General features: G+C 65.2%; 32 protein-coding genes. 13 read left to right on the top strand and 19 right to left on the bottom strand.

Annotation, left to right across the window (positions count from 1 at the left end; translation table 11 throughout):
- The first annotated feature begins 207 nt into the window (after positions 1 to 207).
- Positions 208 to 1,944, top strand: a complete 1,737-nt coding sequence (locus AC1RNN_RS18390) for a DEAD/DEAH box helicase (protein WP_493090742.1) — start codon at positions 208 to 210, stop codon at positions 1,942 to 1,944.
- The gene (locus AC1RNN_RS18385; RefSeq protein WP_493090743.1) at positions 1,907 to 2,527 is read left to right on the top strand and encodes a Rossmann-fold NAD(P)-binding domain-containing protein; all 621 of its coding nucleotides are present in this window, start codon (positions 1,907 to 1,909) and stop codon (positions 2,525 to 2,527) included. The genes AC1RNN_RS18390 and AC1RNN_RS18385 overlap by 38 nt, the downstream gene beginning before the upstream one ends.
- Before the next feature lie 10 nt (positions 2,528 to 2,537).
- On the opposite strand, the gene AC1RNN_RS18380 is transcribed toward AC1RNN_RS18385, so the two are convergent.
- From AC1RNN_RS18380 to AC1RNN_RS18370, 3 genes are read right to left on the bottom strand one after another with little or no spacing between them, the layout of a single operon-like run.
- A complete protein-coding gene (locus AC1RNN_RS18380; protein ID WP_493090744.1) occupies positions 2,538 to 2,918 on the bottom strand; it encodes a cupin domain-containing protein in 381 nt (126 codons plus the stop codon).
- Positions 2,919 to 2,977: 59 nt separating this feature from the next.
- Entirely contained in the window at positions 2,978 to 4,204 is a 1,227-nt protein-coding gene (locus AC1RNN_RS18375) for an MFS transporter (protein ID WP_493090745.1), read from the bottom strand.
- Positions 4,191 to 4,673, bottom strand: a complete 483-nt coding sequence (locus tag AC1RNN_RS18370; RefSeq protein WP_493090747.1) for a MarR family winged helix-turn-helix transcriptional regulator — start codon at positions 4,671 to 4,673, stop codon at positions 4,191 to 4,193. Before AC1RNN_RS18370 ends, AC1RNN_RS18375 begins: the two co-directional genes overlap by 14 nt.
- A gap of 72 nt (positions 4,674 to 4,745) precedes the next feature.
- Here AC1RNN_RS18370 and AC1RNN_RS18365 point away from each other — a divergent pair, with 72 nt between their 5' ends.
- From AC1RNN_RS18365 to gloA, 3 genes are all read left to right on the top strand, one after another.
- The gene (locus AC1RNN_RS18365; RefSeq protein WP_493090749.1) at positions 4,746 to 5,333 is read left to right on the top strand and encodes a PaaI family thioesterase; all 588 of its coding nucleotides are present in this window, start codon (positions 4,746 to 4,748) and stop codon (positions 5,331 to 5,333) included.
- Positions 5,330 to 6,586 carry a beta-ketoacyl-ACP synthase II gene (gene fabF / locus AC1RNN_RS18360; RefSeq protein ID WP_493090750.1) on the top strand — a complete coding sequence of 419 codons (1,257 nt, stop codon included), beginning with the start codon at positions 5,330 to 5,332 and terminating at the stop codon, positions 6,584 to 6,586. The genes AC1RNN_RS18365 and fabF overlap by 4 nt, the downstream gene beginning before the upstream one ends.
- A 70-nt stretch (positions 6,587 to 6,656) precedes the next feature.
- Positions 6,657 to 7,070, top strand: coding sequence for a lactoylglutathione lyase (gene gloA, locus AC1RNN_RS18355; RefSeq protein WP_493090751.1), 414 nt, complete (start codon positions 6,657 to 6,659; stop codon positions 7,068 to 7,070).
- Positions 7,071 to 7,130: 60 nt separating this feature from the next.
- Here the strand turns inward: gloA and AC1RNN_RS18350 are convergent, their stop codons facing one another.
- Positions 7,131 to 8,105: a helix-turn-helix transcriptional regulator gene (locus AC1RNN_RS18350; protein WP_493090752.1), complete on the bottom strand. Its 975-nt coding sequence runs from the start codon at positions 8,103 to 8,105 to the stop codon at positions 7,131 to 7,133.
- A 91-nt stretch (positions 8,106 to 8,196) separates the two neighbouring features.
- On the opposite strand from AC1RNN_RS18350, the gene AC1RNN_RS18345 reads away from it, so the two are divergent.
- Complete coding sequence (locus AC1RNN_RS18345; protein ID WP_493090754.1) at positions 8,197 to 8,823, top strand: LysE family translocator; 627 nt, start codon at positions 8,197 to 8,199, stop codon at positions 8,821 to 8,823.
- Here AC1RNN_RS18345 and AC1RNN_RS18340 read toward each other — a convergent pair.
- The 8 genes from AC1RNN_RS18340 to AC1RNN_RS18305 form a co-directional block, all read right to left on the bottom strand.
- Positions 8,820 to 9,107, bottom strand: a complete 288-nt coding sequence (locus tag AC1RNN_RS18340) for a DUF5329 family protein (RefSeq protein WP_493090756.1) — start codon at positions 9,105 to 9,107, stop codon at positions 8,820 to 8,822. The two genes, AC1RNN_RS18345 and AC1RNN_RS18340, sit on opposite strands and share 4 nt — an antisense overlap.
- A gap of 81 nt (positions 9,108 to 9,188) precedes the next feature.
- Positions 9,189 to 9,623 (bottom strand): SRPBCC domain-containing protein, encoded by a 435-nt coding sequence (locus tag AC1RNN_RS18335; RefSeq protein WP_493090757.1) that lies wholly within the window; start codon positions 9,621 to 9,623, stop codon positions 9,189 to 9,191.
- An 11-nt stretch (positions 9,624 to 9,634) separates the two neighbouring features.
- Positions 9,635 to 10,114 carry a VOC family protein gene (locus AC1RNN_RS18330; RefSeq protein WP_493090758.1) on the bottom strand — a complete coding sequence of 160 codons (480 nt, stop codon included), beginning with the start codon at positions 10,112 to 10,114 and terminating at the stop codon, positions 9,635 to 9,637.
- A gap of 30 nt (positions 10,115 to 10,144) precedes the next feature.
- Positions 10,145 to 10,795 (bottom strand): dihydrofolate reductase family protein, encoded by a 651-nt coding sequence (locus AC1RNN_RS18325; RefSeq protein ID WP_493090759.1) that lies wholly within the window; start codon positions 10,793 to 10,795, stop codon positions 10,145 to 10,147.
- Positions 10,796 to 10,892: 97 nt separating this feature from the next.
- Complete coding sequence (gene arfB, locus AC1RNN_RS18320; protein ID WP_493090761.1) at positions 10,893 to 11,357, bottom strand: alternative ribosome rescue aminoacyl-tRNA hydrolase ArfB; 465 nt, start codon at positions 11,355 to 11,357, stop codon at positions 10,893 to 10,895.
- Positions 11,358 to 11,516: 159 nt separating this feature from the next.
- Complete coding sequence (gene eda / locus AC1RNN_RS18315) at positions 11,517 to 12,158, bottom strand: bifunctional 4-hydroxy-2-oxoglutarate aldolase/2-dehydro-3-deoxy-phosphogluconate aldolase (protein ID WP_493090762.1); 642 nt, start codon at positions 12,156 to 12,158, stop codon at positions 11,517 to 11,519.
- Between the two features lie 33 nt (positions 12,159 to 12,191).
- A complete protein-coding gene (gene edd, locus AC1RNN_RS18310) occupies positions 12,192 to 14,057 on the bottom strand; it encodes a phosphogluconate dehydratase (RefSeq protein ID WP_493090763.1) in 1,866 nt (621 codons plus the stop codon).
- A 178-nt stretch (positions 14,058 to 14,235) separates the two neighbouring features.
- On the bottom strand, positions 14,236 to 14,808 hold the full coding sequence (locus AC1RNN_RS18305) for a nucleotidyltransferase family protein (protein WP_493090764.1): 573 nt from the start codon (positions 14,806 to 14,808) through the stop codon (positions 14,236 to 14,238).
- A gap of 36 nt (positions 14,809 to 14,844) precedes the next feature.
- Between AC1RNN_RS18305 and pdxH the strand changes: the two genes are divergently transcribed.
- The gene (gene pdxH, locus AC1RNN_RS18300; protein ID WP_493090766.1) at positions 14,845 to 15,483 is read left to right on the top strand and encodes a pyridoxamine 5'-phosphate oxidase; all 639 of its coding nucleotides are present in this window, start codon (positions 14,845 to 14,847) and stop codon (positions 15,481 to 15,483) included.
- 428 nt (positions 15,484 to 15,911) lie between these two features.
- Here the strand turns inward: pdxH and AC1RNN_RS18295 are convergent, their stop codons facing one another.
- The 6 genes from AC1RNN_RS18295 to AC1RNN_RS18270 all read right to left on the bottom strand — a co-directional run bounded on the left by AC1RNN_RS18295 (position 15,912) and on the right by AC1RNN_RS18270 (position 20,163).
- Positions 15,912 to 16,862, bottom strand: coding sequence for an AEC family transporter (locus AC1RNN_RS18295; protein ID WP_493090895.1), 951 nt, complete (start codon positions 16,860 to 16,862; stop codon positions 15,912 to 15,914).
- Between the two features lie 24 nt (positions 16,863 to 16,886).
- Positions 16,887 to 17,417, bottom strand: a complete 531-nt coding sequence (locus tag AC1RNN_RS18290) for a DUF3299 domain-containing protein (RefSeq protein WP_493090768.1) — start codon at positions 17,415 to 17,417, stop codon at positions 16,887 to 16,889.
- Positions 17,418 to 17,482: 65 nt separating this feature from the next.
- Complete coding sequence (locus AC1RNN_RS18285; RefSeq protein WP_493090770.1) at positions 17,483 to 17,725, bottom strand: hypothetical protein; 243 nt, start codon at positions 17,723 to 17,725, stop codon at positions 17,483 to 17,485.
- 19 nt (positions 17,726 to 17,744) lie between these two features.
- The gene (locus AC1RNN_RS18280) at positions 17,745 to 18,953 is read right to left on the bottom strand and encodes an ABC transporter permease (RefSeq protein ID WP_493090771.1); all 1,209 of its coding nucleotides are present in this window, start codon (positions 18,951 to 18,953) and stop codon (positions 17,745 to 17,747) included.
- A gap of 11 nt (positions 18,954 to 18,964) precedes the next feature.
- Entirely contained in the window at positions 18,965 to 19,654 is a 690-nt protein-coding gene (locus AC1RNN_RS18275; RefSeq protein ID WP_493090773.1) for an ABC transporter ATP-binding protein, read from the bottom strand.
- The gene (locus AC1RNN_RS18270; protein WP_493090775.1) at positions 19,651 to 20,163 is read right to left on the bottom strand and encodes a Fur family transcriptional regulator; all 513 of its coding nucleotides are present in this window, start codon (positions 20,161 to 20,163) and stop codon (positions 19,651 to 19,653) included. Before AC1RNN_RS18270 ends, AC1RNN_RS18275 begins: the two co-directional genes overlap by 4 nt.
- A gap of 103 nt (positions 20,164 to 20,266) precedes the next feature.
- Here AC1RNN_RS18270 and AC1RNN_RS18265 point away from each other — a divergent pair, with 103 nt between their 5' ends.
- From AC1RNN_RS18265 to AC1RNN_RS18240, 6 genes are all read left to right on the top strand, one after another.
- Positions 20,267 to 20,419, top strand: coding sequence for a hypothetical protein (locus AC1RNN_RS18265; protein ID WP_493090776.1), 153 nt, complete (start codon positions 20,267 to 20,269; stop codon positions 20,417 to 20,419).
- Positions 20,416 to 21,225 (top strand): metal ABC transporter ATP-binding protein, encoded by an 810-nt coding sequence (locus AC1RNN_RS18260; protein ID WP_493090778.1) that lies wholly within the window; start codon positions 20,416 to 20,418, stop codon positions 21,223 to 21,225. The genes AC1RNN_RS18265 and AC1RNN_RS18260 overlap by 4 nt, the downstream gene beginning before the upstream one ends.
- An 8-nt stretch (positions 21,226 to 21,233) precedes the next feature.
- The gene (locus tag AC1RNN_RS18255) at positions 21,234 to 22,124 is read left to right on the top strand and encodes a metal ABC transporter permease (protein ID WP_493090779.1); all 891 of its coding nucleotides are present in this window, start codon (positions 21,234 to 21,236) and stop codon (positions 22,122 to 22,124) included.
- Between the two features lie 46 nt (positions 22,125 to 22,170).
- Positions 22,171 to 23,100 (top strand): metal ABC transporter substrate-binding protein, encoded by a 930-nt coding sequence (locus tag AC1RNN_RS18250; protein WP_493090781.1) that lies wholly within the window; start codon positions 22,171 to 22,173, stop codon positions 23,098 to 23,100.
- A 9-nt stretch (positions 23,101 to 23,109) separates the two neighbouring features.
- The gene (locus AC1RNN_RS18245) at positions 23,110 to 24,336 is read left to right on the top strand and encodes a hypothetical protein (protein ID WP_493090782.1); all 1,227 of its coding nucleotides are present in this window, start codon (positions 23,110 to 23,112) and stop codon (positions 24,334 to 24,336) included.
- 126 nt (positions 24,337 to 24,462) lie between these two features.
- Positions 24,463 to 24,645, top strand: coding sequence for a hypothetical protein (locus tag AC1RNN_RS18240; RefSeq protein WP_493090784.1), 183 nt, complete (start codon positions 24,463 to 24,465; stop codon positions 24,643 to 24,645).
- A gap of 17 nt (positions 24,646 to 24,662) precedes the next feature.
- On the opposite strand, the gene msrA is transcribed toward AC1RNN_RS18240, so the two are convergent.
- Positions 24,663 to 25,202 carry a peptide-methionine (S)-S-oxide reductase MsrA gene (gene msrA, locus AC1RNN_RS18235; RefSeq protein WP_493090785.1) on the bottom strand — a complete coding sequence of 180 codons (540 nt, stop codon included), beginning with the start codon at positions 25,200 to 25,202 and terminating at the stop codon, positions 24,663 to 24,665.
- Positions 25,203 to 25,213: the final 11 nt, after the last annotated feature.

Raw genomic sequence — 25,213 nt, 5'->3', positions numbered from 1 at the left:
TGTTACCCCCCAAAAAGGCCCCGTGTCCAAGACATGCGACAATACGCCCCGTTGCGGGACTTCAGTAGCCCGCAAACCCAGCACCTTGCTGGGGGGTCCAGATCCCTGGCGCCCCGCATTTTGAATCCATCTGCCTTTGACTGACTGCTGGCCACATGCCTGCAGAACGGCCGATTCCCAAGCGTCCCGGACGGACGCATCTATCCCATGAATTTTGACGAATTGAAACTGGCACCCGCCATCCTGAAAGCCGTGCGCGAACAGGGTTACGAGACCCCCACTGCCATCCAGGCCCAGGCCATCCCACTCGTGCTTGAAGGGCACGACCTGCTGGGCGGCGCCCAGACCGGCACCGGCAAGACCGCTGCATTCACCCTGCCCCTGCTGCACCGCCTCTCCATGAGCCGCAGCGCCCAGAACAAGTTTGGCGGCACCGGCATCCGCGCCCTGGTGCTGACCCCCACCCGCGAACTCGCCGCCCAGGTCGAAGAGTCGGTACGCCAATACGGCCAGTACCTGCAACTGAGCTCCACCGTCATCTTCGGCGGTGTGGGCATGAACCCGCAAATCGCCAAGGTCAAGAAGGGCGTGGACATCCTGGTGGCCACTCCCGGCCGCCTGCTGGACCTGTCGCAGCAAGGCATGCTGGACTTGGGCCAGGTACAGATACTGGTGCTGGACGAAGCCGACCGCATGCTGGACATGGGCTTCATCCACGACGTGAAGAAGGTGCTGGCCCTGGTGCCCAAGGAGAAACAGAGCCTGCTGTTCTCCGCCACCTTCAGTGACGAAATCCGCGAGCTGGCCAATGGCCTGCTCAAGAACCCGCAAAGCGTGCAGGTCACCCCCCGCAACACCACGGTGCAGCGCATCACCCAGGTGATTCACCCTGTCGGCCGCGGCAAGAAGAAAGCACTGCTGGCGCACATCATCAACGAGCAGAACTGGAGCCAGGTGCTGGTCTTCACGCGCACCAAGTTCGGCGCCAACAACGTGGCCGAGTTCCTTGAGAAGAACGGCATCACCGCCATGGCCCTGCACGGCAACAAGAGCCAGGCCGCCCGTACCCAGGCCTTGTCCGGCTTCAAGAGCGGCGATGTGCGCGCACTGGTGGCGACCGACATTGCCGCACGCGGTATTGACATCGACGACCTGCCGCACGTGGTGAACTACGAAATCCCCAACGTCTGCGAAGACTATGTGCACCGCATCGGTCGTACCGGCCGCGCTGGCGCCGAAGGTGCTGCGGTCAACCTGGTGTGCCTGGATGAAGAAGGCTTCATGCAGGACATCGAGCGCTTCACCAAGCAGAAGATCGAAGTGAAAGTGGTGGAAGGCTTCCAGCCCGAACCCGGTGAAAAGGCAGAGCCCATCGCCATGGGCCGCCAGACCATCTGGGGTGGCGCAGGCAAGCCCCCGAGCCGCGACGTGATGCAGGCAGCTGCAAAGGCCGCACGTACCGAGATGCTGCAGCGCGTGCGCGACAGCAAGGCCAGCCAGGGCGCCCGCTCCGGCGGCGGCAATGGCGGCAACGGTGGAAACCGTGGCGGTAACGGTGGTGGCAATGGCGGTGGACGTGGTCCCCGCAGCGAGCAGCAGCCCCGCCCGCAAGGCGCACGCCCCCAAGGTGGCCAGGGCCGTGGACGCTCGGGCGGTGGCAATTCCGAGTTCCAACCGCCAGCCGGCTTTACCCATGAGGGCCGGACGCCCCGCCCCGCAGCGGGCGGCGGTGGTCAGCCTGACCCCATGCGCACCAGCGTCGATATGATGGCCGGACGCGGCGGACGCCGTAACTTTGGCGGTGGCAACCGCAACGGAGGCGGCAATGGCGGCGGATACGGTGGTGGCGGAGGCTACGGCGGCGGTGGCCGCTCGGGTGGCTATGGTGGCGGGGGCAACGGGTCTCGTGGGCCGCGAGGTTCTGGCGGATCTTCTAGCCGATAAGCAATACAGCGCGGTACACAGTCTGGGGCGGCGCACGCTGCCCCTCACCCACCCCAAGCTGACCCAACACATCGTCGACTTCGCGGCGCTCCCCGAGCTGCCGCGGACCGACGATGTTTTTATTTGTCTGGGCACCACCATCAAGGTGGCCGGCGGCCAGGAGGCCTTCCGCGCAATCGACTATGAGGCTGTTATGGCTGTAGCCCGCGCAGCCATTGCGCGAGGCGCTAGCAAATTAGGAGTTGTAAGCGCCATGGGCGCGGATGCCAACTCCGGCATTTTCTACAACCGAACCAAGGGCGAGATGGAGGCTGCGGTGTCCTCCCTTGGCTACGCCAGTGTCTCCATCGCGCAGCCGTCCATGCTGGCGGGTAACCGCGCCTCGCTGGACCAGCCAGTACGCAATGGCGAGATCTGGGCGCTGAAGGTGTCGCGCTGGCTGGGGCCGCTGATTCCGGCGAACTACCGCTCCATTCAGGTGACGGACGTCGCTGCCGGCCTCATTCAGGCGGTGAAGACCGGGCAGCCCGGCGTGCGGCGCATCCTCTCCGGCCAGCTACAGGGCGCAGCCAGCCGCGTTTAGTTCGACACGCTTACCCGCGCACGAACAGGGTCACCAGCGGCTGGTCGCCCACCTGCTGGCTCCAGTGGCCGTGGATGGCGGGGTCAAACGTGGCGCCTTCGGGCAGCAAGTCGGCGGAATAGAAGTGCTCACCGGCCTTGAAGATGCGCGACTCGCCGTGCACACCGATCTCCATCTGCCCCTGCAGGATGAAACACCACTGCGTGTGGCCCGAGCAATGGAACTGGCTGCGAAAACCCACCGGGCTGGTGCGCAGCTGGTAGCCCCCAGATGCAAACACCTCGGACAGCATGGACTGCGGTGTGCCGCCGTCCAGGGGAATGCTTTCCTCACGGAATTTGGCAAACCCGTCGGTGTCGGTGAACAGAATGACTTTGGTGAAAGTGGCCATGGTGTGGGGTGGTCGGTTGGGGAACAATGCTGGCCATTATTCCCCAAGCTTTGCTCCACTCAGGCGGGCTGGGGCGCCAGCTTGGCTTCCTTGATCGGCAGGTGAATCAGTGCCGCGCCCACGGCCAGCACGATGTCGATATACCAGACCCAGTTGTAGCTGCCGGTGGCATCGAAAATCTTGCCGCCCAGAAAGGCTCCCAGGAATCCACCGATCTGGTGCGTCAGCATCACCAGGCCAAACAAGGTGGCCATATGCGCCGTGCCAAAGAACTTGGCGACGAGGCCCGCCGTGGGCGGCACGGTGGACAGGAAGCTCACACCCATGACCGCGGCAAACACCAGCACCACGGGGCCGGTCTTGGGTGCCAGCAGAAACACCAGCACGGCCAGCGCACGCACGCTGTAGACCAGCGAGAGCAGCGACTTCATGCGCCAACGCCCCACGGCCCAGCCCATGGCAATGCTGCCCACGATGTTGAACAGGCCCAGAATGCCCAGCGCCCAAGCGCCCCACTGCGTAGGCAGGCCACACGCGGCCACCACACCCGGCAAATGCGTGGCCAGAAACGCCACGTGGAAGCCGCACACAAAGAAGCCCGCTGCCAACAGCAGGAAGCTGGGCGTGCGCAGCGCCAGGCGCACCGCTTCACCCGTAGTCATGGTCTTGGCACCAGGCGCTGCCACCTGCACGTTGTTGCCCTTCAGAAAGAAGGCTGCGGGCAGCGCGATCAACACCAAGCCCGCCATGACCTGCATGGCATTGCCCCAGCCCACGCTGACCATCAACGCGCCGGCGATGGGCGCCATGATGAATTGGCCGAAAGAACCGCCCGCGTTGACGATGCCCGTGGCCATGCCGCGCTTGTTGGCCGGCAACAGGCGTGTGGTCGCGGCCATCAGCACGGCAGGACCGGCCATGCCGGCGCCACCGGCAGCCAACACACCAATGGCAAAGATCAGTCCGACCGTCGTTGTCATAAAGGGCGTGATGAAAGTGCCCAGGGCCACCAGCGCCACACCCAGCAGCAGCACGCGGCCTGCGCCCACACGGTCGGCAAAGGCACCGGCGAAGGGTTGCGTCAGCCCCCACCAGAGCTGGCCAAACGCAAAGGCCAGGCTGATGCTGCCCACGCCCAGGCCCGTAGCCGTGTTGAGCGAACTCAGGAACAGGCCCATGGTCTGGCGCGTGCCCATGGTCAGGGCAAAGGTGCCAGCCGCGGCCAGCAGAACAATCCACACAGCCCACGTCCGGGGTGAATGGTTTTGGGTTTCAGGATTCGTCATCTTCAGCTTCCAACGGAGAGAGTAGTTCGAGGGATTCGTCAATCAGGGCATGCAATGCCACCACGCGCTCGGCGCCCAGCGTGGCGTTGATGCCTTCTTGCGCGATGCGCCATTTGCGCTGCGCCTCGGTGCGTTTGGTCTGGCCGGCTTCGGTAGCGCTGATGAGGCGGCTGCGCGCGTCCTCACCCGGGTTGACCTCGATCCAGCCCGCGGCGATGAGCGGCTGCAGGTTGCGCGACAGCGTTGAGGTGCTTACCCGCATCACCGCGGCCAGATCCACCGCACGGATGGGCCCTAGCTTGACGACATGGGACAGCAGCGAGTATTGCGTGCCCTTGAGGCCGGTCTTGCCGACCTCGGCGTCGTAATGTTGGGCCACGCGCCGCATGAGCTGGCGCAACTTGAGGTTGGTGCAGCCCTGCGGTTTGAGGATGTCCACCGGCTCGGCTGGCTTGACAAGGGTTTTCATGCCAATTATTGTAGCTACATCAGTTGTATATGCAACAATATGATTTTCAATCACCCTGATGCCGACCTAGCCATGAACACTGCCAACACCACGCCCTCCTCCCTTGAAGCCTGGCTGGCCGAAGAAGCCGCCGTGCTGGAGCGCCTCAACGCAGGTCCCGGCCCCGGCGTAGCCCGCCCCGAGCAGGTGGCGCACCTGAGTGGCATGGAGCTGCTGCAGGCCATGCTGCGCGGGGAGCTGCCTTACGCCGCCATTGCCAAGACGCTGGACTTCACCATCATCGAAGTGGGCGAAGGCCGCGCCGTGTTCCAGGGCAGCCCCGGCCCGGCCCACCTCAACCCCATGGGTGGCATCCACGGCGGCTGGTACGCCACCATGCTGGACTCGGCCCTGGGCTGCGCAGTCCACACGCTGATGCCGCCCGGGCGCGGCTACACCACGGCCGAGCTGGGTGTGAACCTGGTCAAGGCCATCCACCCCACCAAGACAGCGCGCGTGCGCGCCGAAGGCCGCGTCATCCACTGCGGCCGCCAGCTGGCCACGGCCGAGGCCCGCATCGTCGGCCCCGACGGCACGCTCTACGCCCATGCCACCACCACCTGCCTGGTGTTTGACCTCAAGCTGCCCACTGCCGCCGGCAAGAGCGAGGGCGCGCGATGAGCCGCCTGGTAGAACGTCGCCGCGTTGTCGTCACTGGCCTGGGCGTAGTCAGCCCGGTGGGCAACACCGTGGCTGAGGCATGGGCCAACTTGACTGCGGGCCGCTCCGGCATTGCGCCCATCACGCGCTTTGACGCCTCCGCCCTGAGCACCCGCTTCGCGGGCGAAGTAAAGAACTTCAGCACCGAGCCCTACCTCTCGGCCAAGGAAGCCCGCCATATGGACCGCTTCATTCACTACGGTCTGGCGGCGGCTGTGCAGGCGGTGGAAGACGCCGGACTGTGCACGGGTGACGCACTGAAGGAAGAAGAAGCCGAACGCATAGGCACCCTCATTGGCTCGGGCATTGGCGGCCTGCCTGTCATCGAAGAAACGCACCAGGAGTATCTGGAGCGCGGGGCGCGGCGCATCTCGCCCTTCTTCGTGCCGGCGTCCATCATCAATATGATCTCGGGCCATGTGTCCATCCGCTACGGCTTCACCGGCCCCAACCTGGCCATTGCCACCGCCTGCACCACGGGCCTGCATTGCATTGGCGAAGCCGCGCGCATGATCGCGTTCGGCGATGCAGACGCCATGGTCGCCGGCAGCACCGAGGGACAGATCACGCCGCTGGGCGTGGGCGGTTTTGCATCTGCCAAGGCCTTGTCCACCCGCAATGATGACCCCGCCGCAGCGTCCCGCCCCTGGGACAAGGACCGCGATGGATTTGTGCTGGGTGAAGGCGCGGGCGTACTGGTGCTGGAGGACTACGAACACGCCAAGCGCCGCGGCGCGCGCATCTACGCGGAACTGACAGGCTTTGGCATGTCCAGCGACGCCCACCACATCACCCTGCCCAATGTGGCCGGCCCCAGCCGCTCCATGCGCGCCGCACTGCGCGACGCCCAGCTCGACCCCACAGATGTGCAGTACCTCAATGCCCACGGCACCTCCACACCACCGGGCGACCTGAACGAGACCCGGGCCATCAAGCAGGTGTTTGGCGAGCATGCGCACCGCTTTGTCGTCAGCTCCACCAAGTCCATGACCGGCCACCTGCTGGGCGGCGCGGGCGGGGTAGAGTCGGTGTTCACCGTGCTGGCGCTGCACCACCAGGTGGTTCCGCCCACTATCAACCTGCACCACCCGGACGAGGAATGCGACTTGGACTACTGCGCCCACACCGCACGGGACCTGCGGATCGACGTGGCTGTCAAAAACAATTTCGGCTTTGGCGGGACCAACGGCACACTGGTGTTTCAGCGCGTCTGATACCCGAGACAGGGCTACGGAAAAGGCGGGCGCGCTATGCTTCGCCCTTCCTTTCCCGAAAGACATTCCCGTGCGATTCCTCCACACCATGCTGCGCGTTGGCAACCTCCAGCGCTCCATCGATTTCTACACTGGCGTGCTGGGCATGCAATTGCTGCGCACCTCCGAGAACCCGGAATACAAGTACAGCCTGGCTTTCCTGGGCTTTGCGGGCGGCAACCCTGGCCAGGCCGAGATCGAGCTGACTTACAACTGGGGCATGGAGAGCTACGAGCTGGGCACCGCCTACGGCCACATTGCCCTGGGCGTGCCCGACGCCTACGCTGCCTGCGAGAAGATCAAGGCAGCCGGTGGCAATGTGACACGCGAAGCCGGCCCTGTGAAGGGCGGCACCACGGTGATTGCGTTTGTGACGGACCCAGATGGCTACAAGATCGAGCTGATCCAACGGGCGGAAGCTGCGGAAGGTGCGGGACTGCGCTGAGCCATTTGCTATCGAATCAATAGCTTCTCGCGCACTATTGACGAGGGCTAGAGGCCAATTTCACTGTGAATCGTCAGCGTAACAAGCCTGAATGGCCTGCAAGCGCTGAACGATGGCCCGGCGCAAGGCCACAGGTGACAGCGCCTCCACGTCCGGCGCCATGCGCAGCAGCTGGTAGCTGGCGTTCTCCAGCGTTTCAATCGGTATCTTGATCCGCACCTTGCCATCCACTGGCGCGAGGGGCATCTGCGCCGCCACGGCCTTGGCTACGGCGCTGCTGAGCTGGCGCAGTTGCTTCACGCCACCGGCTGTGGCTTGCACCACGGCGTGGCCCTGGTACAGCCCGGCCTCAAAGCGCTGGATGGATTCGGTCCAGTACGCCGGCAGGTCAAAGCGCTTGGGCCGCGTACTCGGCCTGTCCAGCAGCTCCGCACCCAGAATGTTGGAGATGCGATAGGTCCGCGGTTTGGCGTCACTGCTGGCCACCAGGTACCAGACGCCGGCTTTCAGCACCAGGCCCAGCGGGTGCACGGTGCGCTGCACCTCGGCCTTCCAGCTGTCGTAACGCAGGGTCAACTGCCGGTCTTGCCATACAGCGGCAGATACCGTGGCCAGATGCGGCACGGGGTCGGCTTCACGGTACCAGTCGGCCGGGTCCAAATGAAAGCGGCTCTGCACGCGTTGCGCGTCGCCGCGCTGGTGCGCGGGCAGTGCGCTCATGAGCTTGAGCTGCGCATCCACCACCTGCTGGCCCAGGCCCAACTCGGCGGCCGGACCGGCCAGCCCGCTCATGAACACGGCCTGCGACTCGGAGGCGGTAAAGCCCGTCAGCGTGGTCTTCCAGCCCTCCACCAGTTGAAAGCCTCCGTTGCGCCCCTGCTCTGCATAGATGGGCACACCGGCGGCAGTGAGCTGGTCCACATCGCGGTATAGCGTGCGAACCGATACCTCCAACACCTCGGCCAGCGCCTGCGCACTCATGCGCCCGCGGGTCTGCAGGAGCATCTGGATGGTCAGGAGGCGGCTGGCACGCATCGTTGCATGGTACTCATAAAAGCTGACACTCGATGGCAGCTATTGCTATACACACTCCATTCCGTCTTCACACACTGAAAAAGGAATGGATATGGAACACCTCTGGCTCTACGCAGTTTTGGTCTTTGGCATCGTGGTGTTGCCCGGCATGGACATGGCCTTTGTGCTGGCCAGCACGCTGGTGGATGGCAAGCGCTCCGGCACGGCAGCCGTGGCGGGCATTGTGCTGGGCGGCATGGTGCACACCGCCATGGGCGCACTGGGCGTGGGCCTGCTCTTGCAGCATGTGCCCCTGGCCTTTAACGTCTTGCTGCTCGCCGGCAGCCTGTATGTGGCGTGGATGGGCTATGGCCTGCTGCGCAATACGCAGGCGCTTTCGGAGGTGCAGGACCAGCCCTCGCGGTCGCTGCATCAAACCTTTGTGCGAGCCGCCCTCACCTGCCTGATGAACCCCAAGGCCTACATCTTCATGCTGGCCGTGTTTCCGCAGTTCATACGGCCTCACTTGGGCAACATCGCCGCACAGTCTGTGGCCTTGGGTGCCATCACTGCTGCGGCGCAAATTGCGGTGTATGGCGGTGTGGCGCTGGCCGCTGCACAGCTACGCATCTGGCTGCGTGGCAGCTCCGCCAGCCAGACCGCCTTCAGCCACTGGCTGGGCGGGCTGCTGGTGCTGACGGCGGTGTGGACGCTGTGGATGGGGTGGCGGACAGCTTAACGGGCGCGAAGGGCGGCGAGCTGCCGGGTCAGCCATTGCGCACTGTCCACGGCAGCTTCCGTTCCGCACTTCACTTGGTAGGCCTTACCTGACGAACTGCTTTTGGACGCAGCCAGCTCAATGAACTGTTCCGTGGTTAGCACGGTGCCCTTGTCTTCGAAGTACGCGAGCTTGCGCAGCAAATGGTCTTTGGCCTCTGCGCCGCTGTACCAAGAGCCATTGCGGTTGAACTGGCAGCCGCTGGCTTGCAGTTTGCCCAGCAGGGCATCGATTTCTGCCCGCACCGGGGCTGCTGTGGGTGCAGCACATGCCAAGCTGCACATCAGGAATAGCGCGATGGCACAGAGGGTTGGTTTTATTCCCATTTAGTGCACCACCTCTGCAGCCAGGCGCTGCAGATTCTGTTCATTGGCACCAGCCACAAACTGGGCAATCCGCGCGTAGTGCTCCACCGTGTCAAAGGTCTGCTGCCAGTGCACCTGCGTACCCTGGCCTGAGGCCTGCAAGCTGATGGTGAGAAAGAAGTGGTGTCCGCTGAAATGCTCGATCTCAAACAACGCACCCGGCACCAGACGGGTGAAGCGGCTCTCGTTCGGGTAGTCCGTGCCGTCCGGTCCATGCATGGTCAGCAGCCACTGCCCGCCGGGCTGGAAGTCGAAGGTGTGGATGGTATTGCGAAAGCCCTCCGGCCCCCACCAGCGTTCCACGCGCGCGGGGTCGCTCATGGCGGCAAACACCTGTGCCGGCGTGGCGGCAATGAAGAAACTCCGGATGTCCGAGCGCTGTTCGATAGGTTCCATGTAGTGTCCTTTTATCCGCGGCGGGCGGCTTCAATCTTGGCGATGTCGATTTTTCCCATTTCCATCATGGCCTCGAACACCCGCTTGGCGGCAGCGCGATCCGGGGCGGCCATCGCGTCCGTCAGAGCACGCGGCGTGATCTGCCACGACAGGCCCCACTTGTCCTTGCACCAGCCGCACTGGCTTGCCTGCCCGCCGTTGTCCACGATGGCGTTCCACAACCGGTCTGTCTCCTCCTGGTCGTCCGTCGCCACCTGGAACGAGAACGCCTCGGTGTGCTTGAACATCGGCCCGCCATTGAGCCCAAGGCACGGAATGCCCATCACGGTGAACTCCACCGTCAGCACATTGCCCGCCTTGCCCATGGGGTAATCGCCCGGCGCATGGTGGGCGGCGCCCACTGCGCTATTGGGGAAGGTCTTGGCATAGAACTCGGCAGCCTCCAGAGCGCCACCGTCGTACCAGATACAAATCGTGTTCTTGGGGGTCATACGCTTCTCCTTCGGTTTGCGTTGTCGTGATTACTGCCGCGTCAACACGATGTGCGTGGCCAGCGGTGTACTCTCGTGCCGGGTGCAGGCGTAACCCAAGGCCGGCAGGTTGATGCCTTCAAAGAGCCGCTCCCCAGCCCCCAGCAACACCGGCGAGATGGCGATGTGCATCTCGTCAATCAGTCGCAGGCGCAGATACTGCTGAATCGTATTCACACCGCCGCCCACCCGCACATCCTTGCCCCCGGCCGCCGCGCGAGCACGCTCCAGCGCGACAACGGGGCCTTCGGTCACGAAATGGAAGGTGGTTCCGCCCTCCATCACCAGCGGTGGGCGCGCGTGGTTCGTCAGCACAAACACCGGCACGTGGTACACCGGGTTCTCACCCCACCAGCCTCGCCAGCTCTCGTCCGGCCAGGGCCCACGCACCGGGCCAAACATGTTGCGCCCCAGAATCCAGGCGCCCATGTTATGGAAGCCGCGCTGGGCGAAGTCATCGTCAATGCCTGCCGCACCGCCGTCCGCGTTGCCAAACACCTTGGTCTGAAACGTGCGCGTCGACATGGCCCAGCCATGCAGCGCGGTACCGCCCACGCCGAGCGGGTTGGCGAGGTCCTGGTCAGGACCGGCACCAAAGCCGTCCAGCGAAATGGTGAAACTTTCTACGCGAAGTTTGGACATGGGGTCTCCTGGCGTTGCGGGAAAAAGCAGGCTCTGGCTTGCGAAGCTTGCCGTGGCGTTTGGCGGCATTTTGCTCCGCCGCCAAGGCCAGGCGCACTCAGGCAGAAACTTTCGCCCGCAGCACCTTGAGATCGCCCCGCCCCGCTTTGGCTTGCAGGCGGCGTTTCTTCGAAGCCAGCGTCGGCTTGGTCTTGCGGCGCGGGGGGCGCACGATGGCTGCGGCGTCGACCATGGCCTGCAAACGCGCCAGTGCCTCGGCCTTGTTGCGCTCCTGCGTTCGTGCCGACTGGGCCTTGATAACCACCGTCCCATCCTTGGAAACTCGCTGATCCGGCTGCGCCAGAAGACGCGCTTTCACCGCCTCGGGCAAGGACGACGCAGCCACGCTGAAGCGCAGCTGCACGGCGGTCGAGACCTTGTTGACGTTCTGGCCACCGGGCCCCTGGCTGCGAATCGCCGTGAACTCGACTTCATGTTCTGCAACCTTCGGGAGCGTGGAGGCTCCCTTCTCTGCAGCGAATGCCACAGGTGGGGCAGTCGGGTCCTCAGCCAAGTTTTTCATGGCCGATTTATACCCGTGCCGGCAGATAACCGCAGGCGGCTCCACAGCCCCTGCGACAGTTCGTGCCTTGCCTTTTGGAAGATGCTACAAACTTCATAGCTACTCGCGCAATAAAAAAGAGGGCCGCAGCCCTCTTTCGTTTAAATCAACCTGCGCAGCTTACTTGCGCAAAGCCTGCGTGTCCTTGGCCAGCTGGGTGATCTTGTCCCACTCGCCCTTTGCCATCGCGTCGGCCGGGACGATCCAGGAGCCGCCAACGCAGACCACGTTGGGCAGGGCCAGGAACTCGGGCGCGTTCTGCAGCGTCACGCCGCCGGTGGGGCAGAACTTCACGTCGAAGAACGGGCCGCTCCAGGCCTTGAGCATGGCGGGGCCGCCGGCTTGCATGGCGGGGAAGAACTTGAGCTGGGTGAAGCCGTCTTCCTGCGCCATCATGATTTCGCTGCCAGTGGCCACACCAGGCAGGAGCGACAGGCCCAGGTCGCGACAGGCCTGGCCGACGGCGCTGGTGTAGCCGGGGCTCACCGCAAAGCGTGCACCGGCATTGGCGGCGGCTTGGGCATCCGCCTTGCTGCGCACGGTGCCGGCGCCGACCACGGCTTCGGGCACGTCACGGGCGATGGCTTCCATGCAGGCCAGGGCCTGGGGGGTGCGCAGCGTCACTTCCAGCATGCGCACGCCGCCGGCCACCAGGGCGCGGGCCATGGGCACGGCATGGGCCACGTCGTTCAACACGATGACGGGGATGACGGGGGCGTCCTGCATCACTTGCAGGGCGGTAAAGGCGGGGGTTTGAGACATATAAATTCCAGATCGACGTTATAGATTGTTGGTTTAAAACCAAGTGCAGGCGCCTTCTTCAGCGGCGAGGGCATTGCGGCGGAAGTTGGCAAACAGTTCGCGGCCCATGCCGATGCCATTGGCAGCGCGCAGCTCGTCGGGCATGGTGTCCAGCGGGCGGGCGGCCCATTCGGCATCGCTCACCAGCACTTGCAGGGTTTCGGCGTTGGCATCCAGGCGAATGACGTCGCCATCGCGCACCTTGGCCAGCGGGCCACCAGCGGCGGCTTCGGGCGACACGTGGATGGCGGCGGGCACCTTGCCCGATGCGCCGCTCATGCGGCCATCGGTCACCAGCGCCACGCGGAAGCCCTTGCCTTGCAAAACGGCCAGCGGCGGGGTGAGCTTGTGCAGCTCGGGCATGCCGTTGGCTTGCGGGCCCTGCCAGCGCACCACGCAGACCACGTCCTGGTTCAGCTCGTTGGCGCTGAAGGCTTTGTGCAGCGCGTCCTGCGAATCGAACACGCGGCACGGTGCTTCGATGATGTGGCGGTCGTCCGGAACGGCGGACACCTTGATCACGCTGCGACCCAGGTTGCCCTTGAGCAACTTCAGGCCACCGCTGGCGCTGAAGGGCGCACTCGCAGGGCGCACCACGGATTCGTCCTTGCTGGCGCCGGGGTCGGTCCATTGCAAGGCGCCGTCGGCTTTGGCCGAAGGAATGGCGGTGAACTCGCGCAGGCCACCGCTGCGCACGGTCAGTACATCGGCGTGCATGAAGCCGGCGTCCAGCAGCTCGCGGATCACATAGCCCGGGCCACCTGCGGCCTGGAACTGGTTCACATCGGCGCTGCCATTGGGGTACACGCGGCTCAGCAGCGGCACCACATCGGACAAAGCGGAAAAGTCGTTCCAGTCGATCACGATGCCAGCGGCGCGGGCCACGGCCACCCAGTGGATCAGGTGGTTGGTGGAGCCACCGGTGGCCAGCAGGGCCACCATGGCGTTGACGATGCAGCGCTCGTCCACCACCTTGCCAATGGGGGCAAAGCGCTTGGACTTGGTGATGCCCAGCACGGTACGCACGGCTTCGCGCGTCAGCTCCTGGCGCACGCCTTCGCCGGGGTTGATGAAGGCAGTGCCGGGCACATGCAGACCCATGGCTTCGAGCAGCATCTGGTTGCTGTTGGCGGTGCCGTAGAAGGTGCAAGTGCCTTCGCCATGGTAGGCAGCACTCTCGGCAGCCAGCAGCTCGGGGCGGCCCACCAGGCCTTGGGCCGCTTTTTCGCGCACCTTGGCTTTTTCGTTGTTGGGCAGGCCGGATGTCATGGGGCCGGCGGGCACAAACACGGTGGGCAGGTGGCCAAAGTGCAGCGCGCCAATCAGCAGGCCGGGCACGATCTTGTCGCACACGCCCAGCATCAGCGCGGCATCAAACACATCGTGGCTCAGCGACACGGCAGTGGCCATGGCGATGGCGTCGCGGCTGAACAGGCTCAGCTCCATGCCCGGGGTGCCCTGGGTCACACCATCGCACATGGCGGGCACGCCGCCAGCCACCTGGGCCGTGGCGCCGTGCTTGCGGGCTTCCACCTTGATGAGGTCGGGGTAGTGCTGCAGCGGCGCGTGGGCTGAGAGCAGGTCGTTGTAGGCGTTGACGATGCCGATGTTGGCGCCCTTCTCTTCCACGATCTTGAATTTGTCCAGCCCGGTGACGCGGGTCTTGTCGGCGTCGGGCATCGCGGCAAAGGCGTGGGCCACGTTGGCGCAGCCCATGCGGTCAGCGCCGGGCTTGCGGTTGGCGGCCAACTCCAGTTGCGCCAGGTAGGCGGCACGGGTGGAGACGCTGCGCTCGAGGATGCGGCGGGTCACGGCCTCGACAACGGGGTGCAATGCGGGGGAAGAGGTAGTGTCTGGCATGGTGCCCTTTGTAACTAAATTACACCTTCTGATGGTAACTCGGAAAGGCCCACTTGTGCACAAGCCGAGTTACCAGGCGGGTACGAACTAGCCCCCACGCTCCACCGCTGTGCGGGTCGCTGCCCCCCCCCCCCCCCAAGGGCGCTGTTTCGCCTTGGGGCGGCCCGGCGGCGAAACCCTAGCGCCTGCTCTTCCACGCGGCACGGGCCCGCTCCAGGTCGGCCACGGTGTCGATATCCAACACACAGCCAGCGTCGTGCACTACCAATTTCATAGCTGCTCGCGCAGATACCACGGGGGCTGCACCTTGATTTCCCTTTAAATCCGCCAGGGCATCCCCACAGCTGGCCGCAAAGCGTACGGGGTGGCCACGCTGGCTTTCGAAGTACGGTACCAGAACATCCCCCGCCAGAGGCGCGCGGGCGATGGTAACCAAGGTGTCCGGTTGCAACAGGGGCAGATCCGCCGGCAACACCATCCAGCCGCCCGCAGCACCGCGCGTCGCGCGCACGGCGGCGGCAATGCTGTCGCCCATGCCGGGGTGGCCTGCGTCCTCCAGGTGCCAGCGCAGGCCGCTGGCTTGCACAGCGTCCAGCGTGCGCTGCAGCACGGTCTTGCCACAGAGATCAGCCTGCAGCTTGTGCACAGTGCCGCCCGATGCCAGAAAGCGCTCGCCCCGACCCGAGGCCAGCACCAGCACCACCGGCAGGCGGTCGGCATCGGGTAGCAAAGGCGACGAGAAGGACGGCATCGCCCCATGGTATCGGAGCCTGCCTATACTGGCCGCATGACCTCCATTGCCGACCTCCGCAAAAGCTACGAACGCGCTGAGCTGGACGAAAAAGCCTCGCACGCCGATCCCCTGCAACAGTTTGACCAGTGGCTCAATGAAGCCATCACCGGCCAAGTACCCGAACCGAATGCCATGACCCTGGCCACCGTAGGCAGCGACCTGCGCCCCAGCACCCGCATCGTGCTGATCAAGGGCTATGACGCGCGCGGCATCGTCTGGTACACCAACTTTGAGAGCCGCAAGGGCCATGAACTGGCCGGCAACCCCTACGCAGCCCTGCAGTTCCACTGGGTAGAGCTGGAGCGCGTGGTGCGTATCGAGGGTGTGGTGGAAAAGGTGAGCAATGATGAGAGCGACGCCTACTTCCACAGCCGCCCGCTGGATTCGCGCATTGGGGCCTGGGCGTCGCCCCAAAGTGAGGTGATTGCCGGGCGCAGCGTGCTAGTCACCAATGCAGCCAAGTACGCCGCTCAGTTTTTGCTGCAGCCGCCGCGGCCACCGCATTGGGGAGGCTATCGCTTGAAGCCGGACAGCTGGCAGTTTTGGCAGGGGCGCAGGAGTCGGTTGCATGACCGGCTGCGCTACACCTTGGAAGCGGACGGTGGGTGGAAGCGCGAGCGGTTGGCCCCTTAGGCTATCTGCTGGTTTTTGGGTGGGCCTCCACCGCCTTTTTAACACCCACTCCCCCAGCCCCTCGCCCCGTCGGCGAGGGGAGCCTCTTAACAGCCGATTTGGGGGCTTCGCGCCGGATACAGGGCTACGCACGTAGCGCTGCCAATGGGTGGGCATGCCACGGCCAGTGCAAGCAGTTGTGGTGAATGAGGAAATGTGGGCGCGGAGCCACTGGCGGGCGTAGCCGCCAGCGTTGGCACACAGATCTCTCCGAAGTAGCCACAACCGCAAGCGCGGGCCGTGGTGTGCAGCAATGGCGGCAACGCCACCCCAGTAGTCAGGCAGCCGGCGCGACACCACAAGATATGGCTGTTAAAAGCTCCCCTCGCCGACGGGGCGAGGGGCTGGGGGAGTGGGTGTTTAAAAAACGGTGCCACCAACCCCAAAGCCTAGGCAATCAACGGCACCACCGTCATCACCAAAGTCACACTCACCAACGCCACTAGGGTAGAAACGGCAACGCTAGCCGTCACCAAATCCTCAGCCTTCTGGTACCGCTGGGAGAACAAAAACACATTCGCCCCAATCGGCAACGATGCCGCCACTACCAGCACCGTGAGCGACATGCCACGCAGGCCACAGGCATACCCAACCAGGGCCATCAGCGCGGGGTGCAGCAAGGTTTTTACCGATGAAATGGCCAAGGCGCCCTTGAGGTTGCGGCCAATGGCGGCATTCGACAGCGTCACCCCCACCAGCACCAGCGCCACCGGGCCGAAGGCGTTGCCCAGCAGCTGCAGCGGGCGGTCGACCACATCGGGCAGGCCCCAGCCGGTTTGGGCGTACAGCAGGCCGGCAATGATGGGCATGGGCACCGGGTGGACCACCGCGTTGCGCACCGCCAGGCCAATCGACTGCAGCGGGTGCCGCAGCGGCGCATCCGCTTGCGCGCTTTGCTCGCGTGCGCTCAGCAACTCCAGCACCACGGTGGCAAAGGTCAGCAGCACCAGCGCATGCAAAGAGATGAGGGTGAACAACAGTACGAGCGCGTCCTTGCCATACGCTAGCCCCACCAGCGGAATACCGATCATCACGGTGTTGCTGAAGGTGCCTGACAACGCGATAACGGCCGCACGGCTACTGGCACCCTGCACCAGCAACATGGCGGTAAACAGGCCGGCGGCTACGGCGAAATAGAGCGAGACTGGGGCGAAGTCCAAGTCCTGCACGTGCACGCTGCTCATGGTGCGAAACAGCAACGCCTGGGTGAGCACCAGAAAGACGAGGTTGGAGAGGTCGCGCACCGCCTCCTGGCGGATGAGCTTGGCCTTGCCCGTGATGAGGCCCACCACGATCAGCAGCACCACCGGCAACAGGGACGAGACGACCGGGTGGTCCAGCGAGAGCAATGCGCGGTCCGTTCTTTACTTGACCGCCACCGCGTCGGTCACGCGGTAATACAGGCCGTAGGGATCGTCGTTGAGGACTGCAAACTGGCCTTCCACCACCACCACGTCCAACGAGTATTTCACCGGCGTCTTGGTCTTCACTTCCACCATGCTCTCGGGCCCGCCGGGCACGCAGAAGGCGCAGGTCAGCGGCACCGAGCTCAGCAGAAAGTGCTTCTGCTTTTCGCCGGGCTCCAGCGGCATCATGAAGCCCTGGATGCGCTGGGTTTTCTTGTTGAGGGCCTGCACATCGCTGGGGAAGACGGGCAGCAGGCGGTTCTTTTCGTTCTTGGTCTTGACCGTGGTGAGCACCGACCAGGGCAGCACATCGGCGCGGTCCTTGATCGGGGCAAACGGGCTGTTGGCGCTGTGCACACCGGGCCCGCTACCCAGCGGGATGCCGCCGGGCGGTATGGCTGCCCCGCCCATGGGTGAGCTGAGTTGGGCAGTTGCCGCCAGAGCCGCAAGGCTGAGGGACAGGGCGAACACGCGGGCCAGTGATTTCATGGTGTGTCTCCAACAACGGGCGTGATTTTACCGTCGCACCCGATTCCAGCCACCTGTGGCGGTCCTCAGTGCTCGTGCTTCATGCCGCAGAACTTGCCGATCGCCAGGCCCTTGCAGGCGGCCTGCAGTTCCTTGTTGCAGACGTCTTCGTCCTTGCCGGACTCGCGGCATTTGGCGGCCGCCTCGTGCGCAGCGGCCATGGCGCGGTGGCGGGCCACGTCCTGCTTGGTTTCTTCGGCGCTCTCTTTTGCTATGGAAAGCGTAGCTGCTTGCGCAAGGAATACGAGGGCCAGGAGTGCTTTTTTCATAAATTTCCTCTGTGGTGAATCAACGGGATTGCAGGAGTTCGAGCACGCTTACACGGTAAGCGGCAAAGGTAGGAAGCAAGGCGGAGAGCAAAGAGACACCCAACGCCAACGCCGGCACGACCCACAGCTCCACCGGCCAGACCAGGCCGCCAATCAGCAGGGAGTTGTCCAGCGCCAGCAGCCAGCCCAGCAACGCGGCAAAACCCTGCCCCAGCAGCAGGCCCAACACAGCAGCCAACAGGCCCAGCCACAGCGCCTCGCTCAGCAGCAACGCGGCTACCTTGCGCGGCGGCGCGCCCAGCATGCGCAACAGCGCCAGATCGGCCCGGCGCTCGCGCACCGCACTCCACAGCGCAATGAACACGCTCAGGCCTGCGGTCAGCAGCAACACGCCGGCAAAGGCGCGCAGCACGTCGGTGCCCAGACCCAGCATATGCAACAGGCGCGTGACTTCCACTGCGGGGGATGCAGCCTGCATCTCAGTGCTGGTGTTCACATAGCGCGGGAAGCTCAGCGCCGCCATGGGCGTCTTGTACTGGACGAGCGCCATGGTGATCTCGCGCTCCTCTTCCATGATCTGGCGGTCCTCGTCGTCCACCGCCGTGTAGTCCTCGTGCACCTTCCAGACGGAGGCCGTGTCCGTCAGGACGAGGCGGTCCAGCACGCTGCCATTGGGCGTGAGGATGCCGACCACGGTGTAGGGGTTGTCGCCATGCAGGTGCCCACCCGTGCCCAGGCCGTGCGAGCCCACAAAGGTCTGGCCCAGCTGCAGGCCCAACTGGCGCGCCACCGTGGCGCCCAGTACCACCTGCATGGGCACCCCCGGCTCCCATACCCGGCCCTGTGCCAGCTTGGCGGCGTAGTGGTCCAGGTAGGCATGCGAGGTGCCGACGATGCGGTAGCCCTGCAGGTTGTCACCCAGGCTGATGGGGATGATCTGCGCCACCAGCGGGTTCTTGGCCAGCTCTTTCACCGCCTTGAGCGGCACATTGCCGGGCGGCACGTCCACATGCAGCACCCCGGCCAGGATGAGCTGCATGGGGCTGCCCTTGGCACCCACCACCACGTCGATGCCGGCTAGGTCCCGGTCAAAGGCGCGAGAGAGCTGCGCGCCCACCAGCAGCAGGAAGGTGACAGAGGCCAGTCCCAGACTCAACAGCAACAAATTGAGCACCGCCCCCAAGGGGCGCGACCACAGGTAGCGCCAGGCCAACAACAGGGTTTTCATGCGCTTGCCCCCTAGGTTTGCTCTTCTTTTTGTAGCTGCTTGCGCAATAGCGACAGGGTCTGGGAGCCTTTTTCGCCATTGGTGGCTGCCGGAATCAGGGCCGCGACGCGTGCATCGTGCGTGGCAATCACCAGCGTGGCGCCCTGGGTGCGGGCCGTGCGCAGCAGCAGGCCCACAGCATCGGCAGCGGCCTCGTCGTCCAGGCTGGCCGTTGGCTCGTCGGCCAGCAGCACACGTGGTTGCAGCAGCACGGCGCGCGCCAGCGCCACGCGCTGCGCCTGCCCACCCGAGAGCTGCGCGGGCTTGCGCCCCGCCAGCTCCGCCACGCCCAGTACCTGCAGCGCGGCCCGGATGGCACCCGCATCTTCAGGCTGGCCCGCAGCCCACTGCGCCATGGCCAGATTGTGTTGCACACTCAGCGCCGCGCTCAGGTGCAGCTTCTGGGGAAGAAAGCCGATAGCCCCCGCCCGCCATGCGTCAGCAGCTACGTTTTTGAGAGCATGCAGCGGTTGCCCCACTACCTCCAGCGTACCGGCCGTGGGTGCCACCAGCCCCGCCACCAAGGCCAGCCAGGTCGATTTTCCGCAGCCCGAGGGGCCATTGAGCAGCAGTACCGCGCCTTGGGCCACGTCCACATCGGGGAAGGTCAGCAGCGCTTCGGCGCCGGGGTATTGGTACGCCAGCCCCTGCGTGCGGATCATGCGGCAGGCCCGGCGGCGGCTTCAGGGGTGGCCGCGCCGGTGGCGCAGTCCACGCATACCCCGCGTACCGCAAAGTCCATGCTCATGCCTTGGTAGCCCAGAGCGGCCAGGGTTTCCAGCGCGGTTTGGGCGGCCTTTTCCAGGTCATTGGCATTGGCCTTGAGGGCGCCAGCCAGCGGGCTATCGCGGTGGCAGCTCTGGCATTCGAAGTGGGGAATGGCGTGCACGCTGGTCGGCATGGCCTGGTAGCGGCGCACGCGCTGGCTGTCCACGCGGCACAGCAGCAGGCCCACCTGCGTGAGCCGATCGATCAGGCGGTACAGCGTCACGCGGTCCAGCGTGGACTCGGCATCGTCGGCGAGCGCAGCCTGCAGCTGGGCGTGGGTGTAGCTGGTGTCCGGGTGGGCCAGCAGCCAGCCCAGCACCTGGCGCGCAGCCGTCGTGCGGCGCAGGCCGTGGGCGGAGAGCAGCGCGTCAATCGGGTCGTCGGACGGGGAAATGGGGGGCATGGGCACCTCAGAAAAATGCAATTGTGTTGCAATAAATAATGAAACGCAACTAAGTTGCGTTAAAATTGCACGCTTTTATTGCAATCGAGTTGCATTATTACCCATGAAGCGCCCTCCTCTTTCCCTCTTTACACAGGCTTTGCGTGGCAGCGTGCTGGCCTGGCCGGCCTGGTTGCGGGTGCTGGCCGTGGCGCCCCTGCTGGCCTTGCTGTGGCTGGGTGTGGCCTGGGCCAGCCTGGAGGTCGCACCGCTATGACCACCCCCGCCGCCCCAGCCGCGATTACCCTGCACAACCTGACCGTGAGCTACCGGCAGCACCCCGCGCTGCACCATGTGAGCGGCCACTTTGCTCAGGGCTCGCTCACCGCCGTCATCGGGCCCAATGGCGCCGGCAAGAGCACCCTGCTAAAAAGCCTGGCCGGCCTGCTGCCGCTGGAGCCGCAGGCCCGCGTGGAACTCGCCCCTGGCCTGCGCCTGGCCTACCTGCCCCAGCACAGTGCGCTGGAACGCGGCTTTCCGCTCGATGTGCGGGACTGCGTGCTCACTGGCCTGTGGGAACACACGGGCGCCTGGGGGCGCTGCACGCCGACCATGCAGGCGCGCGTGGACGCGGCCCTGCAGACCGTGGGCCTGCAAGGTTTCGAACGCCGGCCCGTGGGCACGCTCTCCAGCGGGCAGCTGCAGCGCACGCTGTTTGCGCGCCTGCTGGTGCAGGACGCGCAACTCATCCTGCTGGACGAACCCTTCAACGCGGTGGACAGCAAAACCACCGCCAGCCTGCTGGCGCTGGTGCAGCAATGGCATCGCCGGGGCCGCACCGTGGTGGCAGTGCTGCACGACGACGCACAGGTGCGCGCGCACTTTCCGCAGACCCTGCTGCTGGCGCGTGAGTGCATCGCCTGGGGCGCGACGGCGGAGGTCTTGACCGACACCAACCTGCAACGCGCCCGCGCCATGGCCGAGGCCTGGGACGAAACCGCGGCCCTCTGCGATGTGGATGGCCAGATCGGCGGCGAAGACTTCGACACCCTGCTGGCCCGGCGCCTCGCCACAACTGTCTGAGGCTTGCAATGGATAGCTTGCTGGGCCCGCTGTGGGACACCCTCTTCTCCCCCTTTGTCGAATTCGCCTTCATGCGCCGCGCACTGGTGGCCACACTGGCGCTCGCGCTCAGCGCTGCGCCACTGGGCGTGTTCCTCACGCTGCGGCGCATGAGCCTGCTGGGCGACGCGCTGAGCCATGCCATCCTGCCCGGCGTGGCGCTGGGCTTCATGATCTGCGGCCTCTCACTCACGGCCATGGCCATAGGCGGCACGCTGGCCGGCCTGCTCGTGGCGGGTGTGGCCGGCGCGGTCAGCCGTTTCACCCCGCTGCAGGAAGACGCCAGCCTGGCCGCGCTCTACCTGGTGGCGCTGGCCCTGGGCGTCACGCTGCTGGCACGCCATGGCACGCAGCTGGACCTGCTGCACATCCTGTTTGGCAGCGCACTGGGCGTGGACACGGCCGGCCTGCGCCTGGTGGCCGGCGTGGCCACGCTGAGCGTGCTGGCGCTGGCGCTGATGTACCGCGGCCTGGTGCTGGAGACCTTTGACCCCGTGTTTCTGGGCGCGCACCGCCGTGGCCTGCCTGCGTGGCTGTGGCAGCAGGGCTTTCTGATGCTGGTGGTGATCAACCTCGTCGCGGGGTTTCAGACCCTGGGCACGCTGATGGCCGTGGGTTTGATGATGCTGCCCGCCGTGAGCGCGCGCCTCTGGCACGACCGCCTGCCTGCGCAGTTGCTCAACGCCAGTGCGCAGGCCGCTCTGGCCGGCGTGGCCGGGCTGCTGCTGTCTTACCACCTCGACACGCCCTCGGGCCCCACCATCATCGGCTGCGCTGGCGTGCTCTACGCCACCTCCCTGCTGCTGGCCCCTGGCGGCTGGCTGCCACGCCTCCGCGCCCGCCCGCACCGCGTGGCCTGAACGGCGCGCCCCGCTTTCCCTTTTTTCACCACTCCAAGGACTTTCCATGCCTTCTTTGCTCCCTTCCTTGCCCCGCCGCTTTCTGCTGGCCAGTGCGGCTGCACTGGCCCTGGCTGCGCCCCTGGCCCGTGCAGCCGAACCGCTGCCTGTCGTTGCCAGCTTCAGCATCCTGGGCGATCTGGTGCGTGTGGTGGGCGGCGACCGCGTGTCAGTGACCACGCTGGTCGGCCCGGACGAAGACGCCCATGTGTTCGAGCCCAAACCTGCCGACGCCAAGGCCTTGTTGGCCGCGAGGCTGGTAGTACTCAATGGCCTGAGCTTTGAGCCCTGGGCCGGCAAGCTGATCAAATCGGCCGGCTACAAGGGCGACACCGTGGTCGCCACCCAGGGCGTCAAAGCCCGGCAGATGGAAGAGGAGAAGGGCCACGAAGGCCATGCCCACGCGGAGACCGACCCCCACGCCTGGCAGAACCCCAACAACGTGGTGCTCTACGTGCGCAACATCGCCGTCGGTTTGGGCCGGGTAGACCCGGCAGGCGCCAGCGACTACACCGCCAACGCAGAGGCTTACGTCAAGGAACTGCAGACGCTGGACACCTGGGCCAAGGCGCAGATCGCCAGCCTGCCCGCCGCCAAGCGCAAAGTCATAACCTCGCACGACGCCTTTGGCTACTTCGCCGCGCACTACGGCGTGCAGTTCCGCGCGCCCCAGGGCATCAACACCGAAACTGAACCCAGCGCCAAGCAGGTGGCCCAGCTGATCCGCCAGATCCAGCGCGAAAAGATCCGCGCCGTGTTTGTGGAAAACATGGCCAACCCCAAGCTCATTGCCCAGCTCAGCAAGGACACCGGCGTGACCCTGGGCGCGGCCCTCTATGCCGACGCTCTCTCCCCCGCCGGCCAGCCCGGCGCTACCTACCTGCAGATGGTGCGCCACAACGTGACGCAGCTGGTCGCAGGCATGCAACAGAACTGAGGAAGCACCATGCACACCTTCTCCCACATGACACGCACACTGGCCGCCGTGGGCCTGGCATTGACCCTGGGCGCCTGCGCCACACGCACGGCCCCTGTGGATGAAGCCCGCGTCTGGCGCCTGGTGGTGGCAGATGCAAAAACACCCACCCTGCGCATCTGGGACGTGGAGGAACGCGAAGAAGTGGCCGTTCTGAATATCCACAGCCCGGCCTACCTGCGCGCCGGGCTGGACGACATGGAGCTGGCCGCCGTCCAGAACAAGACCGGGCAGGTGCAGATGCTGCAGTTGGGCCTGCGGCGCGAGGACCATGGCGACCACCAGCACTGGGTGACGGGCAAACCGGTTCTGTCCGCCCCCGTGCTTTCGGGCCAGAAGCCCTCGCACGCCAACCCCGGCGCAGGCACGCTGGCCGTGTTTTTCGATACGGACGGCCTGGTGCGCGTCTACAACCCAGCCACCCCCGGTCAGGTGGCGACGATCACGGCCAACAAACCGCACCACGGCGTCGCCGTGCCCCTGCCGGGCCAGCGTTATCTGGTGTCAGCCGGTGCCGCGGAAGGCAGTCTGCCCGATGCCACGCAACTGGTGGATGCCAGTGGCCGCGTGCTGCAGCGCAGCCCGGCTTGCCTGCAACAGCACGGCGACGCGAGCTATGGTGACTGGCACCTGTTCGGCTGCGCCAACGGCCTGTTGGCCTGGAACGATGCAGCCCAGCAAGGCCAGGGGGCGTTCACGCTGCTGCCCTACCCGCAGGGCAGCGACGCACGCATGGTGCGCACCCTGCTGCAGGCGCAGGACAACGGTCGCCTGCTGGGCAACTTCGGCGCGGACGGCTTGCTCTTTGTGACCTTGCCCGCCGATGCCGCAGCCCCCCAACTCGCCGCGCTCACCCTGCCCGCCAAGCTGCTGCACTTTGCCTGGGACCGCCAGCACTCCAACGTCGCTTATGCACTGCTGGAAACCGGCACGTTGCTCGCCCTGGACAGCCGCACCCGGCAGGAGCTGCAGCAAGCCCAGGTTCTCCCAGCCTGGACGGACGAAACCGCCGACGCCGACAAGCGCCTGCCCAAGCCCCAGTTGGCCGTGGCCGAAGGGCGCATCGTGGTCAGTGACACCCGTACCGGCCTGGTCCATGTGCTGCGCACGCAGGATCTGAAGGAGACCGACCGCCTTCCCGTGGGCGGACAAGCGGGCAATCTGGTGCTGCGCAGCGTGAATCTGGATACGGACTGAATCCGCACATGGCAATGCGCTTGCAATCGGCAAGCGCATTGCTATATTTCCAGTAGCTGCTCGCGCAGCATGGGTGCGTGCAGGGCAGCCAACAGAGGCACAATACGTGCAACTGGAGACACGCGCATGCAAAGCAATAAAGAACCCCGGCTGTGGGTCACGGTAGTGAAGTTGGTCGTTGGACTGGCAATCCTGATCGGGGGCGTGGGCTGGGCGCTGAAATACGCCGAGTCCATGCAGGATGAAATGCCCAAGCCGCAACCCAAGTCGGGCTGGGGCATCTTCAGCGACTCACCGATCCGCCGCTGATACCGAATAACCCAGGCCTACTTCTGCAGCCGCGCAAAGGTCTTGCGGAATTTGGCTACCTTGGGGGCGGCCACGGCCATGCAGTAACCCTGGTGCGGGTTGCGCTCAAAGAAATCCTGGTGGTAGGCCTCGGCAGGCCAGTAGTTGTCCACGGGTAGCACCTCGGTCACGATGGGTTGGCGGTAGACGCCGCTGCCCGCCATCTCGGCAATCAGTTCACGCGCCACATCGGCTTGCTCGGGCGTGCTCACATAGATACCGCTGCGGTATTGCGTGCCCACGTCGTTGCCCTGGCGGTTCAGCGTGGTCGGGTCATGCACCACGAAAAAGATCTCCAGTACCTCCCGGGTGCTGATCTGGGCCGGGTCATAGACCAGCTTGACCACCTCGTTGTGGCCCGTGGTGCCGGTGCACACATCTTCGTACGTCGGTTCGCGCATCTGGCCATTGCTGTACCCCGATTCCACGTCCACCACGCCGCGCACCTGTACGTACACCGCCTCGGTGCACCAGAAGCAGCCACCGCCCAGGGTAATGGTTTGCAGGGTGTCCGCCATGAAAAAACCTC

Source organism: Rhodoferax sp. GW822-FHT02D07 (assembly GCF_058802405.1).
The sequence above is the reverse complement of the archived record's forward strand: the minus strand, read 5'-3'. Positions and strand labels throughout refer to the sequence as shown.